18 protein-coding genes are annotated in these 16,356 nt (G+C 30.8%); 14 read left to right on the top strand and 4 right to left on the bottom strand.

Going from position 1 to position 16,356, the window contains the following annotated elements; all coding sequences use genetic code 11:
• The first annotated feature begins 760 nt into the window (after positions 1-760).
• Complete coding sequence (locus OPU68_RS17995; RefSeq protein WP_028123661.1) at positions 761-1,201, top strand: hypothetical protein; 441 nt, start codon at positions 761-763, stop codon at positions 1,199-1,201.
• Positions 1,202-1,235: 34 nt separating this feature from the next.
• Here OPU68_RS17995 and OPU68_RS17990 read toward each other — a convergent pair whose 3' ends face one another.
• Positions 1,236-1,370 (bottom strand): hypothetical protein, encoded by a 135-nt coding sequence (locus OPU68_RS17990; protein WP_262493710.1) that lies wholly within the window; start codon positions 1,368-1,370, stop codon positions 1,236-1,238.
• Positions 1,371-3,055: 1,685 nt separating this feature from the next.
• On the opposite strand from OPU68_RS17990, the gene OPU68_RS17985 reads away from it, so the two are divergent.
• From OPU68_RS17985 to OPU68_RS17970, 4 genes are all read left to right on the top strand, one after another.
• Positions 3,056-4,699, top strand: a complete 1,644-nt coding sequence (locus OPU68_RS17985; RefSeq protein ID WP_498475298.1) for a hypothetical protein — start codon at positions 3,056-3,058, stop codon at positions 4,697-4,699.
• Positions 4,700-4,702: 3 nt separating this feature from the next.
• The gene (locus OPU68_RS17980; protein ID WP_498475297.1) at positions 4,703-5,074 is read left to right on the top strand and encodes a hypothetical protein; all 372 of its coding nucleotides are present in this window, start codon (positions 4,703-4,705) and stop codon (positions 5,072-5,074) included.
• Between the two features lie 4 nt (positions 5,075-5,078).
• Complete coding sequence (locus tag OPU68_RS17975; protein WP_498475296.1) at positions 5,079-5,600, top strand: hypothetical protein; 522 nt, start codon at positions 5,079-5,081, stop codon at positions 5,598-5,600.
• Positions 5,601-5,755: 155 nt separating this feature from the next.
• Entirely contained in the window at positions 5,756-6,556 is an 801-nt protein-coding gene (locus tag OPU68_RS17970) for a T9SS type A sorting domain-containing protein (protein WP_498475295.1), read from the top strand.
• A gap of 312 nt (positions 6,557-6,868) precedes the next feature.
• Here OPU68_RS17970 and mobV read toward each other — a convergent pair whose 3' ends face one another.
• Entirely contained in the window at positions 6,869-8,086 is a 1,218-nt protein-coding gene (gene mobV, locus OPU68_RS17965; RefSeq protein WP_498475294.1) for a MobV family relaxase, read from the bottom strand.
• 1,028 nt (positions 8,087-9,114) lie between these two features.
• Here mobV and OPU68_RS17960 point away from each other — a divergent pair.
• Both OPU68_RS17960 and OPU68_RS17955 read left to right on the top strand, forming a co-directional pair.
• Entirely contained in the window at positions 9,115-10,044 is a 930-nt protein-coding gene (locus OPU68_RS17960; RefSeq protein WP_028123670.1) for a replication initiation protein, read from the top strand.
• Between the two features lie 3 nt (positions 10,045-10,047).
• Complete coding sequence (locus tag OPU68_RS17955; protein WP_498475293.1) at positions 10,048-10,380, top strand: thermonuclease family protein; 333 nt, start codon at positions 10,048-10,050, stop codon at positions 10,378-10,380.
• A gap of 280 nt (positions 10,381-10,660) precedes the next feature.
• Here the strand turns inward: OPU68_RS17955 and OPU68_RS17950 are convergent, their stop codons facing one another.
• Both OPU68_RS17950 and OPU68_RS17945 read right to left on the bottom strand, forming a co-directional pair.
• Complete coding sequence (locus tag OPU68_RS17950) at positions 10,661-10,954, bottom strand: HigA family addiction module antitoxin (RefSeq protein ID WP_498475292.1); 294 nt, start codon at positions 10,952-10,954, stop codon at positions 10,661-10,663.
• A 26-nt stretch (positions 10,955-10,980) separates the two neighbouring features.
• Complete coding sequence (locus OPU68_RS17945) at positions 10,981-11,274, bottom strand: type II toxin-antitoxin system RelE/ParE family toxin (RefSeq protein WP_498475291.1); 294 nt, start codon at positions 11,272-11,274, stop codon at positions 10,981-10,983.
• Positions 11,275-11,564: 290 nt separating this feature from the next.
• On the opposite strand from OPU68_RS17945, the gene OPU68_RS17940 reads away from it, so the two are divergent.
• The 7 genes from OPU68_RS17940 to OPU68_RS17910 all read left to right on the top strand — a co-directional run bounded on the left by OPU68_RS17940 (position 11,565) and on the right by OPU68_RS17910 (position 16,349).
• Entirely contained in the window at positions 11,565-13,145 is a 1,581-nt protein-coding gene (locus OPU68_RS17940; protein WP_498475290.1) for a hypothetical protein, read from the top strand.
• Positions 13,142-13,519 carry a hypothetical protein gene (locus OPU68_RS17935; protein WP_154656915.1) on the top strand — a complete coding sequence of 126 codons (378 nt, stop codon included), beginning with the start codon at positions 13,142-13,144 and terminating at the stop codon, positions 13,517-13,519. The genes OPU68_RS17940 and OPU68_RS17935 overlap by 4 nt, the downstream gene beginning before the upstream one ends.
• 1 nt (position 13,520) lies before the next feature.
• Positions 13,521-14,069, top strand: coding sequence for a hypothetical protein (locus OPU68_RS17930; RefSeq protein ID WP_498475289.1), 549 nt, complete (start codon positions 13,521-13,523; stop codon positions 14,067-14,069).
• A 171-nt stretch (positions 14,070-14,240) separates the two neighbouring features.
• Positions 14,241-14,828, top strand: a complete 588-nt coding sequence (locus OPU68_RS17925; protein ID WP_028123676.1) for an AAA family ATPase — start codon at positions 14,241-14,243, stop codon at positions 14,826-14,828.
• A gap of 36 nt (positions 14,829-14,864) precedes the next feature.
• A complete protein-coding gene (locus OPU68_RS17920; protein ID WP_028123677.1) occupies positions 14,865-15,092 on the top strand; it encodes a hypothetical protein in 228 nt (75 codons plus the stop codon).
• Positions 15,093-15,142: 50 nt separating this feature from the next.
• Positions 15,143-15,859 (top strand): DUF3800 domain-containing protein, encoded by a 717-nt coding sequence (locus OPU68_RS17915; RefSeq protein ID WP_028123659.1) that lies wholly within the window; start codon positions 15,143-15,145, stop codon positions 15,857-15,859.
• Positions 15,852-16,349: a hypothetical protein gene (locus OPU68_RS17910; protein ID WP_028123660.1), complete on the top strand. Its 498-nt coding sequence runs from the start codon at positions 15,852-15,854 to the stop codon at positions 16,347-16,349. The genes OPU68_RS17915 and OPU68_RS17910 overlap by 8 nt, the downstream gene beginning before the upstream one ends.
• Positions 16,350-16,356: the final 7 nt, after the last annotated feature.

Here is a 16,356-nt window from a genome sequence, read left to right as displayed (position 1 = left end):
GGCATTTTGCGTAGAAAAGAATAAGGCTATGGATTTCGAATATGAGTATAACAAATACCATAATATATAAAAAAAAACCGCATCTCGATGAATGCGGTCCACATTTACGGGTCTGTGGGCAACCACGTCCTTTACACTTTGTGTATTGACACTACAAAATTATATAAATAATATTCAAAATCAAACACTTATTCATTCTTAAGTTTTATTTAGAATAGTTCTAAATAATTATCATCTTTGAGATATATACTTCTTTTGTGGAGGGAATAATAAAATTACGGAAATAAAAAAGAATTTTAAAAAAATCAATTATGCAGAATACTTGGATAGTTTTATACGATTTACATACTATTCGACTCCAAAAATGCAGAATAATTTGATTATTTTGACTCTAAATCTACACAAAGGGTAGTGGAATTACGGAAATAAAGAAAAACACCCTAAAAAATCAATTATGCAGAATACTTGGATAGTTTTATACAATTTACATACTATCCGACTTCAAAAATGCAGAATAATTTGATTATTTTGGCTCTAAATCTACACAAAGGGTAGTGGAATTACGGAAAAAGGCGAGTGGAATTACGGAAGTAAAAAAAGCCATAAAAAACAGTAATTATGCAAAATAATTGGGTCATTTTTGAGCCTAAATAACCTATTTAGCTTCAAAAATTCGAAATTTTTGGACTATTTCGACTAAAAAACCCAACAGAGGGTAGTGGAATTACGGAAAATTGGTTGTTAAATTAAATCTTAAAAGATGAAAAAACCTAACAAAGAAACCATTAAAGCAATGGAAGAACTTAAAGCTGGTAACGGTTTAAAGTTTAAAAACGCTGACGAATTATTTGATACAGTAAGCACAATCAAATATCGTGATTTGATTATAGAAGATATAATCCTCGGTTCTGCGCCACTCGATCAAACTGAAATTACAATCGTTACCGACGAGATAGTCATCAAAAACATTTACCTGCCTTATAGTCCTATTCACAATAAATTGTCCTCCCGAAAAACACCGTTAAAAGATAAAATGGAAGTGTTTGGGGAAACAGTCTTGGAAAATTTAGATTCGTTTTTGGAAATAGAAAAGCATAAAGAAAAAACCACCGCAAAAACTTGGTTGGAAATGGACTTAGAAATGCAGTCAGGCGCAATTTGGACGGATGAAAAGTCTGGAATACCGAAGAAAAAAAAATAAAAAAAGCGGGATTTTCACCCGCTTTTTCTCAATTCTAACTTTCCCCTTCGAACCCAAATCCAAAATAAGGAAGTTTAACATACGCTTTGAATTTTCTGAATTTGAAAATCCCTATGGATAACAGTACTATTATTCCTGTTATTCCGAGTGCTAAAAATAGTGTACTCATAATTTATTAATACTTGTAAAATTCTTTTTGTTCAATTAATTTTTATTAACATTGGATGAAAATTTTTAAAATTTGGATATTAATATGTAAAATGTAATATCAGATTTTACCAAAGGTCGTTTTGTTTAACTTTTTGTGAAAGGACATAAATTAAAATACTTTCAAACATCTATAAACAAAGGTATTTCCAATGATTTTAAAAATGTGCTACACGAAAACGAAAACCAATTTACCCTCCCTATTGATAAAGATAAAATTGTTGGATTTCATCTCAAAGGACAAAAATAATCTCACAGCTTCACTAAAGTTGTGACGCTAAAAAATATCGTTCGGAGAACCGCAAACACTTTAACATATAGCAAAAAAAATCCCTCCGCTGTTGCGAAAGGATTTCTATCCAGCAAAGATATAACTTACTATTATGATATACAAAAGGGTTAATTTTTAAATTAAACTTTGTTCATAAAATATTTCAAATAGTAAAAATGCAGGAAAAAAAAGCGGGATTTTACCAAGGATTTTACCCGCTTTTCTCAATTCTAACTTTCCCCTTCAAAGCCGAAGCCTATTTCAGAAAGTTTAACATACCCTTTGAATTTTCTGAATTTGAAAATTCCTGCTAACAATACTATCATTCCTGTTAGCACAACTAATGTAAATACATCTATCATAATTTCTACTGTTTCTATTTATTAATAAATATCTCCTAAAATTGAATTGTTCTTTTTTACTTTTTTTATTTGTTATTATAGTTAAGTCCTTACCCCTTTTTAAAACCTGTTTTATTTTATATTTGGTCTATATCCTGTTAACCATTTCATCAAAGATAATATCGCTCTGTAGCAAATCTATTTTTCCTTAACTTCTTGCGAAAGGACACAAATTCAATATCTTTTAAACACCATCAACAAAGGTATTTCCAACGTTTTTTAAAATGTGCTACACGAAAACATAAAAAAATTACTTTCCCTGCAGCTAAAGATAAAATTGTTGGATTCCATCTCAAAGGACACAAATTGACTTGCTTTAATTAGTTCGAAATTAGATTCTCATTTCTTAATTTTGATTTTGTCTTTTATAGGCGTGAAAACGCATTTAAAGACGGATTTTACAATTTAATTGGTCAATCACCTCCTTACATTTTATCAAAGGTAATAACGCCCTATGCCAAATATAGTTTTGCTTAATTTCGTATGAAAGGACAAAAATATATCTCAAGCTTTCTATAAGCTGTGACGCAAGAATATGGCACAAAAAAAAGCCTCCTTGGAGACTTTGTGCCGTAAAGATACGATCCAAAAGAGCGAAATGCAACTATCTAAAATAAACTCTTAAGTTGCTAATAGCACTAAAAATTTGTTATTTCCATTCTAAAGAACATAATTTCATTAAAGACAGGCATAGCTGAAATAATTAGAAAATTGTATGACATTTTTGTCATATAAACTAGAATGATCCAATTTGAGTAATAAACCAGTTTAAATAATCCTTATCTAGTCTACTTAGCCTATTTTCATTCATAAAACTCTTTGTATTCCTTATATAGTGCGCTATATTTAATTATCAATATCACACATATTAATAACTTCTATTTGAAAATATATTTAATTTAATTAATAACATTTCATATTTGATATTTTTATACTACTTTCGCTGAAAATTAAAACCATGTATAAAAAACTCCTGTGATTATTGCTAGTCTCTGCATTTTCACACTATTTTCTTCCTGTAGGGAAGAAATAACAATTGATAATACAGAAGCTTCCGCTCATAAGCTGGACGAAGGTATTACCAGAAATGGAAGACTCTATTTCTCCACTAAAGAAGCCTTAACAGCAACCTTTGATAAGGTAAAAGATGCAAGTGATGAAACCATCGCAAAGTATATTGATTCTAAAAATATTATTTCGTTACGCCCTGTAATTACCGAGAATAATGAAAAAAAGGTAAGTGAGCAGTTTAAGCAGAGGATAGAACTATTGAAAAAAAATAAGAGGTATATGTCTTATTTGTCCTCAAAAGGTATTTCGAGCAAAACAGAAAATGAAGAAGAAATAGCTGATGACATTGATGACCTTGAAGAAATTGTAGGTGATGATGCTTATTCAGCATTTCTAGACAGTAGAGCTGAAATTCAAGTTGGTAACCAAATTTTTAAATATACAGATGTTGGATTATTCATTGTAACAGACACAAAATACGATAAGCTAATTCAATACTTAGCAGTAAGAGAAATATCAGATGATCTTATGTATGCTACAGATGATTCAGTTAAGCAAGCATATATAGAAAGTAAACCTTCTGAGGAAAAAGTTGCAATAGATGAAGATATAGAATATTTTAATGCCAACAAGGTTGCAATAACAAATCAAAATACTACTGTTATAAATTATCCAGGTAATCCAGGTAACCCTGGCAACCCAAATCCTACGGATCCAAATGTAGTTCTTAATAACTATATTTTGAGTATGCCTCTATGTAAAATTGGACACGGTGTATTCGGTAGTCTTTTTGGAGAAAATGACGTTTGTATAGATCGTTATGAAGATAGATACAGAGTAAAAACCAAAGCATATAACTATAATTATTTTTTAGTTTATCATTTAGGAATAAAAGTTAAGCATCAATACAAAGGCTGGACTGGAGGTTGGAGAAAAGAGGATGCACAAGAAATAAGGTTAGGAGTTCAAGGTGTACAATTTCAATATGATTTCTCAGGAAGTTTTGTTCCATTATCAAATGGATTTGGTAAGACGAACATTTATACTGGAAACAGCAGATATGCCTATGATGCATCTACTTTTTGGAGCCCTAATTCATATGGTGCATATGATATGACAGGATTTAGTATGCCCTCATTTCCTAAATTAATGCAGGATGATATCGTTCTTGAAAATTTTGGAAGGAATACAGGCGCTGATATTGTCGGTCTTGCTTTAGCTCAAGGTAATAGACAATTGACAAGTGACAATTTAAATAAAATGTTTTGGGAACAATCGATTAAGGAATTAAGGGATTTTTGGACTAAGATTGGTAAACCAGCACCTGCTGCTTTAGATAATAAAATTACTTTATTTAGAAAATATCCCGACTTTGGTAAAGTTTTAATTCACAAAACATATTTTGAACATAAATATAATTATGATGGCCTTGAAAAAACCTTTGATTTTGGAGGTGAGATTAAACTTAATATTAATCCAGACAACGGAAACATTGATGTTTCACCAGGTACAACAATAAAGAAACCGCAAGATTTTATGGTAAAAATGTATGGTATTGCGAAAAGAAATGGACAATGGCATGGAAACAAAATTGATAATACAAGATAAATAATGAAATCATTTATTTATTTCCTTACTCTCTTCAGTTTATTATCTTGTAGTGAATTACTTGAAAATATAGACCAACGAGATGCAGAGAATAGTTACACTTCACCCTATAAAGGTGCTTGGATAGGAACGTATTCAGGAAATGAGAATGGTACTTTATTGATTGAGGTTGCTAAAAACGGTTATACATCAGTAACTAAAACATCTCCGACCGGTTCAGAAACATCTTTTCTGTCGGGAATGATTCGAGATGACGGAGCCCTTCAATCTGTCATATTGGAATCCGGGTTTACGTTATATGGTAATTTTGTTCAAAAGTCAGGGACCTGGAAGATGGGGGAGCGTAATGGGAATTGGTCAGTAAAAAAACAATAAATTAATGAAAAAATTATTTTTATCTACAATGTTTATTTCATCTCTTTTTTATTCACAACAAAAAGCAAGTGTTGAAAAAGCAGTTTTAAATATTCAAACAGGGATAATTGGAGCTTGGATAAGTGGAGAAATAAAACTTTCGAATCAAATTGTAATACGTCCTGAAATTGGAATAGAACCAATGTTTGCAATTGGTAATGGTAGTCAATGGCATCCAAATATAAGATTAGAACCTCGATTATACTATAATTTAGAAAATCGCCTACAAAAAGGCAAAGACATCACAAAAAATGCTGGGAATTTTTTTGGTGTAGCTTTTAATTATAGACCTAATACTGTTATTTTTTCAAAAAATAAAGTAGAGGCTATTGAGAGTTTTTCAATTGTTCCAAAGTGGGGAATTCGAAGAAACTTAGGGAGTAATTTCAATTATGAAGCAGGTGCCGGTTTCGGTTACCGACACGAGACTGACTATGGTAATTTCGCAGAAATTGATATCCATCTAAGAATCGGATATTCTTTCTAAATTAAATATCTCTTCCTAAAAACCGTATCAGTTATGATACGGTTTTTTTGAGATTATTGCTGTTGTTAAGAATATAAATTTGTGCTTTTTTAAAAGCGGAGAGCTATAATTTATTTAGTTTTGTAAAAAGATAAATAATAACCAATTTTATACCTGTGAAAAAAACTTTATCATCTATAGCCATTATCGCTACAAGCTTAGTATTTGGTCAAATTACCCTTGAATATTCTTTTCCTGTGGGCGAAATAATTCAGAGTTACACTAATGAAAATGAAAGTATTTACGTTTCGATGAATAGAACCGACAATACTCTTAAAATTTATAATGCTGACTATTCTTTGAGAAAAATAGTCAATGTTCCATTTCCTCCAAACTATAATAATTTATGGCTTGGAGGAAATTATTATGATGGAAGTCCTTACTCTATTTCAAAACACATTTTTAACACTGATGATAAATATGAGTTTATGGTTGAAGCATCTTACTATGATCCAGCTAATGAAACGTCAGGGAAGAAATTACTTCTTATTAATGAGGATGGTCAATTAATTAAAGATTTTCAACCAAATGCTGGAACAGTCAATTTCTATGATCTTTACTATGTTTTTCACGATGCCACTGCTAATAAGAATAAATTAATTGTAGAAAACTTAACTATTGAAGACCAAGATCAATATGATGTGTACTTATTACCAACTTCAGAACTAACCACTAAAGAAATTCTATCTCAAAATAAACTTTCAGCATTTCCGATTCCTGCTAATAAAATCCTAAATGTGATAAATCCTAAAAATGGGACAAACAAATTGGAAATTTATGACACATCTGGGAAACTTCTTTTTAATAAAATCTTCAATTCTTCTGATAGTAAAATATCTTTGGATGTAGAGAGTTTATCAAAAGGAATGTATATCTATAAAATTGGAGGTCTGAGTTCTAAATTCATTAAGAATTAACACTTCATATTTGACTTTATATCTCTTAAAAAAATATTATAAAAAAGCACTCAAATGAGTGCTTTTCTTTTGTATTGAAGTTCGGCTATTATTTTAAAGAGTGATTACATCTCTCAATATAACCTCTAAAACATCTAATTCCATTGGGGTGATTTGTCAATCCCTGTTTAATTCCTCTCTTTCAAAATTATAAAGAATGAAATTGTGTTGAGTTACACCACTTCTTGCACTTTTATGGAGTGTCTGTCATAAAGATATTTTTAATTGAGTTTTTTTAGTTTTTTTTGCTTTCGGGACTTCCTAAGGAATTTTTCATATTCCTCGGTTTCGTCTTCGGTTCTTGTCTATTTCATTTCTGCGTTCCCTTTCATTCTTAAGATGTACTGCGATTTCCTTAACCTCTTTGGTGCGCATCAGAAGTGCTGTATCTACGGGGTTAAGTTTTTTTTCTTCAGATACTTTTTTAACTGCTGAAGAAACGGATTTGGAAATTTCGTCATCTGTCTTGTGTTGGATGGAATGAGAAATGAAATTGAATTTTTGTTTTACATCATATCCATACTTTTTCCCGATTTCATCAATTTTTTCCTGTTTTACTTTCTCCCGAATTTTATCATCGAGAAGAGTATATTTAAGTTTTTCATCAATGTTTTTGGTTCTTTCGGTAATTTTAGTTTTGTACTCGGCTTCTCTTTTTCTTTCTTCTTTTATTTTCAGAAGTTCATTTTTTTGCATACTCAAGGCGGTCTTTTGGGACCGATTTTCCCCTTTTAGGTTTTCGATGGTCTTATCCTTGTCTATCCCGACTTCTACCCCAAAAACGGCTTTTTTGACGTCTTCGGGGGCGTTTTTGTTTCCGTCTTCCAAGGCTTTTTCCATTCTCGCATAGAATTCTTGTTGGTTTTCGTGCTTCGTTCCTGTGTTGCGGATTCCTCTTTCAAGTCCAAATTTTTTCATCTGATCTGCATATCGGTCTTGCCTATCCTGCATTGCCTTTTTATTTCCAACTATTTCTTTCGCTGAAAGGCGACCATCTTCGGTTAAGTTGACCGTGACTGAGTGAATGTGCATCGTTTTTTCATCTCGATGAACGGCAAATCTGACAATATTTTTTTCTCCGAATTCTTTTTTGATGAAATCTAAATTTTGATTAATCCATTCTTTCCGCTTCTGTGGGTCGTTCTCAATTTCTTTCATTTTTTCGTGAGACCCTGTAAGTATATGCGTGTTATATTTTACAGCATCTTTGCGAATTTCTTTCAATTCTCCTGCTTTGTTTTTGGCAGAATATCCCTCTTTTATTCTGTCCGAAATTGCCTGGTTAAGTGGCTTTTTGCAATGATCATTTATTATGTGGTTTTCATTCAAATTTCTACGCTCCGGGTCTGAATGTCTGTAGGTGTGTTCCGCCCCTTTTTCCCTATCGATATGCTTACCAATTCCTCCAGAACTGGTAGAGCCTTTTTCGGTATGATAAACTGCGTAACTCATATGTTTTCTCTGTCTATATTTTTCTATTTCTGTATTCAAACCTTGTACTATTTTAGGCAGGTTTAAAATGTAACTGCGTACTATTTCGAGCAAGGAAACCCTCGGAGAGCCCACGATTTTTATTTTATGTAGCGCAGCACATGAAAATAAAAGTCTAGTGGGCTATACTTATTTTTAATAATTCCAAAATTATGCAAAAAAAACTTGCTGACAAAAATAAATTTTTGTCGATTTATTATCTTGGTGCGTAAGGACAAAGAGGCAACGTAAGGACGACCTTGAGAAGCGCCCAATCCAATGACTAAACGAAGCAAGTTTTAACTTGGAAAGGTGCTATTTTTTAGTGCCTTTTTTTTATCAAAATAGAAACTGAAATATTAAACTAAAAGAAAAAAATAAAAAAAAAGAAAGCCATTCAAGCGATTGAAACGGATAAAAAAAATATATAAATAGTGGAATGAAATGGAACAGCTTTATGCTATTTTTTTTAGGAGTGCAGATTAAATTTGATTTCTTTTAATTGATTTTTTAACTCCGATTTCTTGGCTCAATCTCTTTTAAAATTCCTGCAATTTTCTGAAAGAAAAGTTACAGAGTTACACTTTGCCATTTTTTAATCCACTTTGTACTTATAATGCAACACCGCTGAATATCAATGATATATAATATTACTATGCTATACATAACATCTCCGAACCGAAAAAGCCTTTCCTCTTCTGTTTCGTTTTTTCGTTTTCCAAGACTGCCAAAATGGCATTGAATTTTTCATATAAATAAGCTAAACTTCCTTTCTAACGTTATTCTTTAAAACATTATTTATATTTAATATCTTTCTTATATTTAAGAGCCTATAAATTACTGTATTATAGACAATTACAACACTCAAAAACGACCTTTTATAAGTTAAAAACGACCTTTTATAAGTTAAAAACGACTTTTTATAAGCGAAAAACGACTTTTTATAAGCGAAAAACGACCTTTTATAAGTTTTAAACTACATTATTAAATGACAGATGTATTTATATGTCGTTTTAATTATTTACTTTTGTTTTACAAAAATCACATTTATGGAATTAATGGACGTACAAAAGGATACAAAACTTATTTATCAACACAACATTATCACTTCTGGAAAATATGATTATTCTTCCTGTATGCTTGATATTCTTTTTATGGTTCTTTCTTGCCTTGAAAAGGACAGAATGGAATACACCATTCACAATCACGATATCGAAGAAATTACAGGGCGTAAATGGAACTATGCCCAATTAAGAGAAGCTACGGAAAACATAGGTAGTAGAATGTTTGAAATTGAAACCCCGGAAAGACATAGACAGATGTGGCTATTTGAATATGTCGATTATATGAAAGGTACGGGAAGCTTCAACATAAAAATCAATGAAAGCGCGAAACCGTATTTTTTTGAACTGAAAAACAATTTTACATCAATGCAGTTAAAGTCTGTTTTGAATTGTTCTTCCAAATATGCAAAAAGGCTATATGCGATTGCTTGTCAATGGAGAAGTGTTGGTACGAAAAGATTTGAGATTAAGGAATTAAAAGAAATGCTGGGGCTAATTGACAAAAAAGGAAATGAGCAATTTGAAAGAATTTCTGACTTTAAGATTAAAGTTTTGGATATAGCCAGGAAACAAATATCAGAAAATACCGATATCGAATTAGACTACGAACTTAAAAAGAAAGGCAGAGAATTTTTTTGGGTAACCTTAAGCATCGATTCTCAAAAATTTAAACAATTAGAAATTGAGTTTGATAAAACTGTGGATATTCAAAAATTCAAGTCTAAAGTTATTTCTTATGGCTTAACTCCAGAACAGGCAGAACTAATTGCGACTAAAGAAAAAGAAACCGATTTTGACAACCTTATCAATGATTTGAATGAAAAAATAAAATCACGTAAAATTACTGTTCTAAAATCTCCTGCTTATCTTGTTGGTATATATCAGAACAAAGGAATTCTTCCAAAAAAAGATTAAAATTTGAGGTTATTACTACTTTTTATATCCTGTCCAGCATTATTTTTCTCTCAGATAAATGCAAAAATTGTCGGCATAAAAGATGGCGATACAGTTGTAGCATTGTTGGATGGGAATATTCAGAAAACTTTACGCCTGGCAGAAGTTGATTGTCCAGAATCAAAACAGCCCTTCGGAAATAACGCCAAACAATTTACAAGTTCTCAGGTTTTTGGAAAGAATATTATTTTCTATCCAACCGATACAGACCGTTATGGCAGAACCATTGCGAAAATATTTTACGACGATGATAAATACCTCTCTGCAGAAATTATAAAAGCTGGTTTAGGATGGTAGTATCATCAGTATTCGGACAATAAAGAACTGGGAAAAATGCAGGATGTAGCTAAATCTGAAGGTTTGGGCTTATGGAATGATAATAACCCTATTTCCCCCTATGATTGGAGACAACAGCAAAAGAAGTTAAATGCTTATTAAGAAAAAGCGTATTTATATAATTATATAAATACGCTTTTTTAAAGTTTGTAAGTATAATTTTTATTTTTGAATTGCACTCTGTTTCTCTAACAGACGTCACAAATAACATCTTGATTCTTTTTTTAAAAAAAATCAAATATTAATGTGCGTAGTGCTTGTGTAGTCCTTCGATTTCGAAAGCTTGTTCTGCTAATGCAAAATCATAACTTTGTTGCAATCGAATCCATAACTCTGCATTTCCGCCAAATACATATGCAATTTTAAGTGCCATATTTGGAGTGATACTGCTTTTTTCATTCACAATATTAGAGAGTGTAAGCCTTGACACATTCAAAAGCTTTGAAGCTTCTACAATTGTCAGACCTCTTTCTTTAATTACTTCCTCTCTTAATAGTTCTCCTGGGTGAATGTTTAGACTTTTATGTCTCTTCATTTTTTTAAATAATATAACTGTTTTCGCTAATGATAATCTAAAAAGTTGAGTTCGGAAGCATCTCCACTTATGTTATCAAATTTGAATATAATTCTGTAGTTGCCGGAAACAGTAATTGCCCAAAAATCTGACAATTCTCCTTGTAATTTATGGGGTCTAGCCCCTATAAACACCTCTAAATCTTCCGGTACTTTCCTTAAACCTTCAATTAACACAAGTTGCCTTTTAATTTTGCTTACTAAGTGAGGTTGAAGTTTACTTGCATCTCCATCGGAGAATAATAATTTTAAGCCTTTATGCTTGATGGATGTAATTCCCATAATTTAAAAAATTGATAATACCTTTTCTGTTGTTTACACATATCTTCATCTCTTTTTTTGGTTGAACTTAAAATTCTCTTAATTGTATAGTGCAAATATACACTATACTTATTTATTAGCAAAATTTATCTTCCTTTTTATTTTAGTTTCTCTTAATTGATTATTAAAATAAATAGGCTGTTAATTATGTCAGCATTTATGATATTGATTTATTAATATAATATTTTGCTATTATATTTATATTTTATTTATTTGCAACCGAATTAATAATCAAAAAAAATCTAACAATCATGAAAATTACATTTTCAAGAATTTTAATTGCATCAGGAATATTTCTATGCTTAAATTCTTGTAGAGAGGAAGCTTTTGTATCAGATAAAGCTGGAAACACACCAAATATTGGCGATGCAAATGTGAAAAATGGGAGATTATATTTTCCAAATAAAGAGTCTTTAAAAGCTAAGTATGAAGAACTCAAGAGTGTTTCTGACAAAGATATTATAAGTTACGTAGACAATAAGAATTTCGAATCTCTTCGTCCTGTAATTACAGAAGAAAATGCTTCACAAGTTATCGAAACAATCAAAGAAAGAAAAATTAGCTTAGCTGTAAATAATTCACTTGCCGGTAAAGGTGTAGCCCAAAATCCATCTCAAATAGCAGTGGAAGATGTATTAACAGATTTGGATGATTTAGAAGAAATTATAGGAGATGATGCTTACTCAGCGATGTTAAATGGCGAAGCAGAAATTCAAGTAGCAGATAAAATATATAAATATACCGATGTAGGCTTATTTATAACTCCAGCGACAAAATATAATGTTCTTGTAAATTATCTTGAAGTAAATAGTATTTCTGGAAATCTTTTAAAGCCAACAGATGGTGAAGTAGCAAATGATTTTATTGAAAGTATGCCTTCTGAAAAATTGGTAACCATCAATCAAGATATTGAGTATTTTAACGCTAATAGAATGGCACCTGATCCTGAGGAAGGAGGAGGCGGCGGCGGAGGTGGCCCATATTATCCCCCAACTAACCCTCCTGTACAAGAAGATATTGCACAAATTGTAGAAGGTTTAAAAATAGGTGAAATAAGAACACCCAAATTAGGAAACATCTTTGGAACAACTTGGGTAACAGATGACAAATATGAAGATAGGAGAAGAGTGAAGGTGAAATTTTATTCTCAGGATTTGTGGCTTGTTTATGCTATTGGATGCAAAGTTAAACATCAGTATAAAGGATGGACAGGAACTTGGAGAAAAGAAAATGCTGATAAATTAGGGATGGGAGTGAATTCAATTGCTTGGTCATTTACTCATACATATGATCCACCATTAGGTGGCCTGCCAGGACAAAGATATTTTTTTGAAGATAAAGTATTTACTACTGTCGACCAATACTACAACTATGTGAATATGGGTCCCGCAAAGATGCCCAGCTTACCATTTGAAAAGAAAATTGACGGTGTGATAGAATGGGTTTACAATGCAACCTCTTTAACTCCCGAACAATTGCGAAAACTATTTTATGAGCAAGCGTGGAAACAGGTGAAAAAACTTGGAGAAAAACATAATAAAAAATATAATAGAGTTGCTTTTGTAGTAGATACCTACACTTACACTTATGTGGATTATTATGACTTCAGTGAGATTAAAGATAATCAAGATGTCCTGGAAAAGGTTTTTGATTGGGGAGCTGTGACACCTCAGATAACCTATACATTCGGTGGTGGTGTTGGGAATGGTTTAAGTATCACTAAACGTGATTTTGATTTTAAACATCCAACAGCTATGGGTGTAAATATGTATGGTATTGCTAAAAAAAATGGAGGATGGCACGGTGCTAAATTAATCAAAGAAAAAGAATGAGATTACTAATAATATTATTTTTCTTGCAATTTCTAGTTTTGTTTTCTTGTCAGTCTGATGAAGAACTCCAAAGACAATCTAATTCAAAGTATGAGGGTAATTACATTGGTTTCTATGATGGAAATGACAAAGGTGAGATATCCTTTAAAATCACTAATACAGGCAATATTGTTGGGGATTTAAAATATAATAATTCTACTACAACGGAGGAATTTTTAGGTTATGTTCAATCTACAGGAACACTCTCAGCAAATACACGAAGTGGTTTCGTTTTCAACGGACAAATAGCCAATTTTGAAAACTCTAATGGTAAGTGGACAAAAAACATTGGAAGTGAAGCTCTAAGTGGAACTTTCAAAATTCAAAAAAAATAATATGAAAAGACTATTATTCATAATATCATTATTTATAGGAATCCAAGCTTACTCACAGGAAAAAGCAAGTTTAGAAAAATCTGTGACAGGAATTCAGATAGGATTTTTTGGCGCTGAGTTTTATAATGAGGCTCGGCTCTCAGAAAGTTTTACGCTGAGAAGTCAGCTAGAACTATACCCATCTATCTGGGGTGGAGATATGTATAGTAAAACTGGATTCGCTCTGGCTCCTGCTATTTCTTTAACTCCTAAGTATTATTATAATCTTCAGAAAAGAAAAGATTCAGGAAAAGATATTTCTAACAATTCAGGAAATTATATTTCTCTAAAGTTGGAATATGTTCCTAATTGGTTTGTAATATCAAATACTAAGGACATTACTGTAAGTGAGACTATTTCGTTTGTTCCAACTTGGGGCTTCAGAAGAAACTTTGCAAAGAATTTCAATTATGAGTTCAAAGCTGGTTTGGGAATCGGAAAAATCTTGAAGAAAGGTTATTCCACACAGGTTGTTCCTGATCTTAGTTTTAAAATTGGCTATGATTTTTAAACTTTGCAATTCTCAATAATAAAAAAAAGAACCTTAATAGAAATTAAGGTTCTTTTTTTATACTATAGGTTCTCTGAAGTCGTGACGGAGTATCTAATCATACATTTCATTCTAATTAATTGCTCTAAACTATAAGTAATTATATATTTGTATAATTATATAATTATATAAATGGCTAAAATAATTTTAACCACTCATCAAAAAGGTGGTGTAGGAAAATCAACATTGACATTTAACCTGGCATCAAACTTAAGACAGAATGCAAAAGTTTGTATTGTTGATATGGATATGCAAGGTTCTCTTCTGAATATTCGAGAACTGTCAGAAGTTCCAATTTTTTCTGCAGACAAATTAAAGGAGATTACCAAATCCGATTATGATTTCATTTTCATAGATACACCTCCATACTTATCTGAAAAAATAACCGAATTGTGTGATTTAGCAGATGTGATTATTATACCCACAAAAGCAGGCGTTTTAGACCTCTTAGCAATCAAATCTACTATTGATACCGTTAAAGATTCTAAAGCTGAAAAAAAGGCAATAATTGTCTTTAATATGATTAAGCCTAACACAACTTTGACAGAAGAAATAAAAGACCAATTAAAAGAATACAATGTGAAAGTTTCTAAAAATATGATTTCTGACTTAGTTGTTTTTTCTCGTTCAGTCTTATTAAATGGGGTTGAAGAAAATAATAAAGCACAAAAGCAAATTGATAACTTGACAAAAGAAATATTAACATTATCAATCAATTAGAAGTATATAATTATATAATTATATAAATTACAAAATATGGCAAAGCAAGATTTTTCTGCCCTTATAGGCAAAGCAAAAAACGCCCCGGTTACAACACCGAAACAGATTGTAGTTCCTGTAAAGGAAAAAAAAGAAGAAACAATTTTTTCTTTGTACATCCCTACAGAGAAATTAAAGCAATTGAAATTATTGTCTGCAGAAAAAGGTATCAGCCTAAAAGAGCTTATAAACTCAGCAATTGACGAGAAGTATTTCAAATTTTAACAGTTATTAGCAAACATTGCAGGTAGTTTATATATTTGCTATTTTATTTTATGTCAAACATTTACAATATATATATCGACGAAAGTTGTCATTTAGAAAAGGATGATTCACAAGTTATGTGTATAGGTTATATCAAAATTGATAACACCAAGTATATACAGCTAAAAGATGAGTTCAAAAAAATAAAATTAAAACACAAGAGCCCAACAGAAATAAAATGGAATAGATTGTCTTCTTCTAGATTAGATTTATATAAAGAACTTATTGATTGGTTTTTTGCTAATGATTTAGATTTCAGATGTGTGTTAATTAAAAATAAGAATAATTTAGGTCATAAAAGATATAATAGAAATCACGAAGACAGTTATTATTATAAAACTTTAAAAATATTATTAAATAATAAGTCACAAAATGACTTTAAAAGTCGAGTTTATTTAGATGTAAAAGATCATTATGGAAAAAAGAGATTATTCCTTTTAAAAAATGAATTAGACGAATTTTATGAAAAAAATTCCCCTTATATCTTTTTTCAACATATTCATTCGAATGAAAATGAATTTCTTCAATTAACCGATTTATTTATTGGTGCAATTTGCTATAAGTCTAGAAATAAGCATTCTGAAATTGGAGCCTCTCCTACTAAAAATGAAGTCGTTAAATATTTAGAAAAATGCTCAAAGTATTCTTTAGATGATGGGACAGAACCTTGGGAAACTAAATTTAATATTTATGATTTTCAGATAAAAACTTTAGAGGAAGATGAGTGATTTAGAGAATTTAGAGGACTTATTTGATGATTTAGATGACAATATTCCCTGTAAAGAGCATTTTGAGGAGATTTATAGAATATATCAAGAAGAATTAATAGATGATTATATAGAAGTTGATGGAGTCCGTTTAACTTTCAAAAGTCATAAATCTTGGATAAAAGGTTTTGAAGGATACCCTGAGACTTTTGTTCATTTAATAACAAAAGAGGAATCATATAAAAAACCGAGACAATTTGATTCTAAGAGAGCTAATCGAATTCATTGGATTAAGTGTATCTTAAAAAATATAGGTAATTCAAAAATTCTGTATTTTGAAAAAAAAGATAAGGATGATACTACGAAAAAATATTATTGGTATAAAGAAAAAAATTTCGTGGTAATTTTAAAACCTATACAGCCAAAAATATTATTAGTAACGGCATTTTGCGTAGAAAAGAATAAGGCTATGGATTTCGAATATGAGTATAACAAATACCATAATATATAAAAAAAAA

It is taken from the genome of Chryseobacterium sp. TB1-D10 (assembly GCF_059803555.1).
Note: the sequence above shows the minus strand (reverse complement) of the source record. Positions and strands in the feature narration are given on the sequence as shown.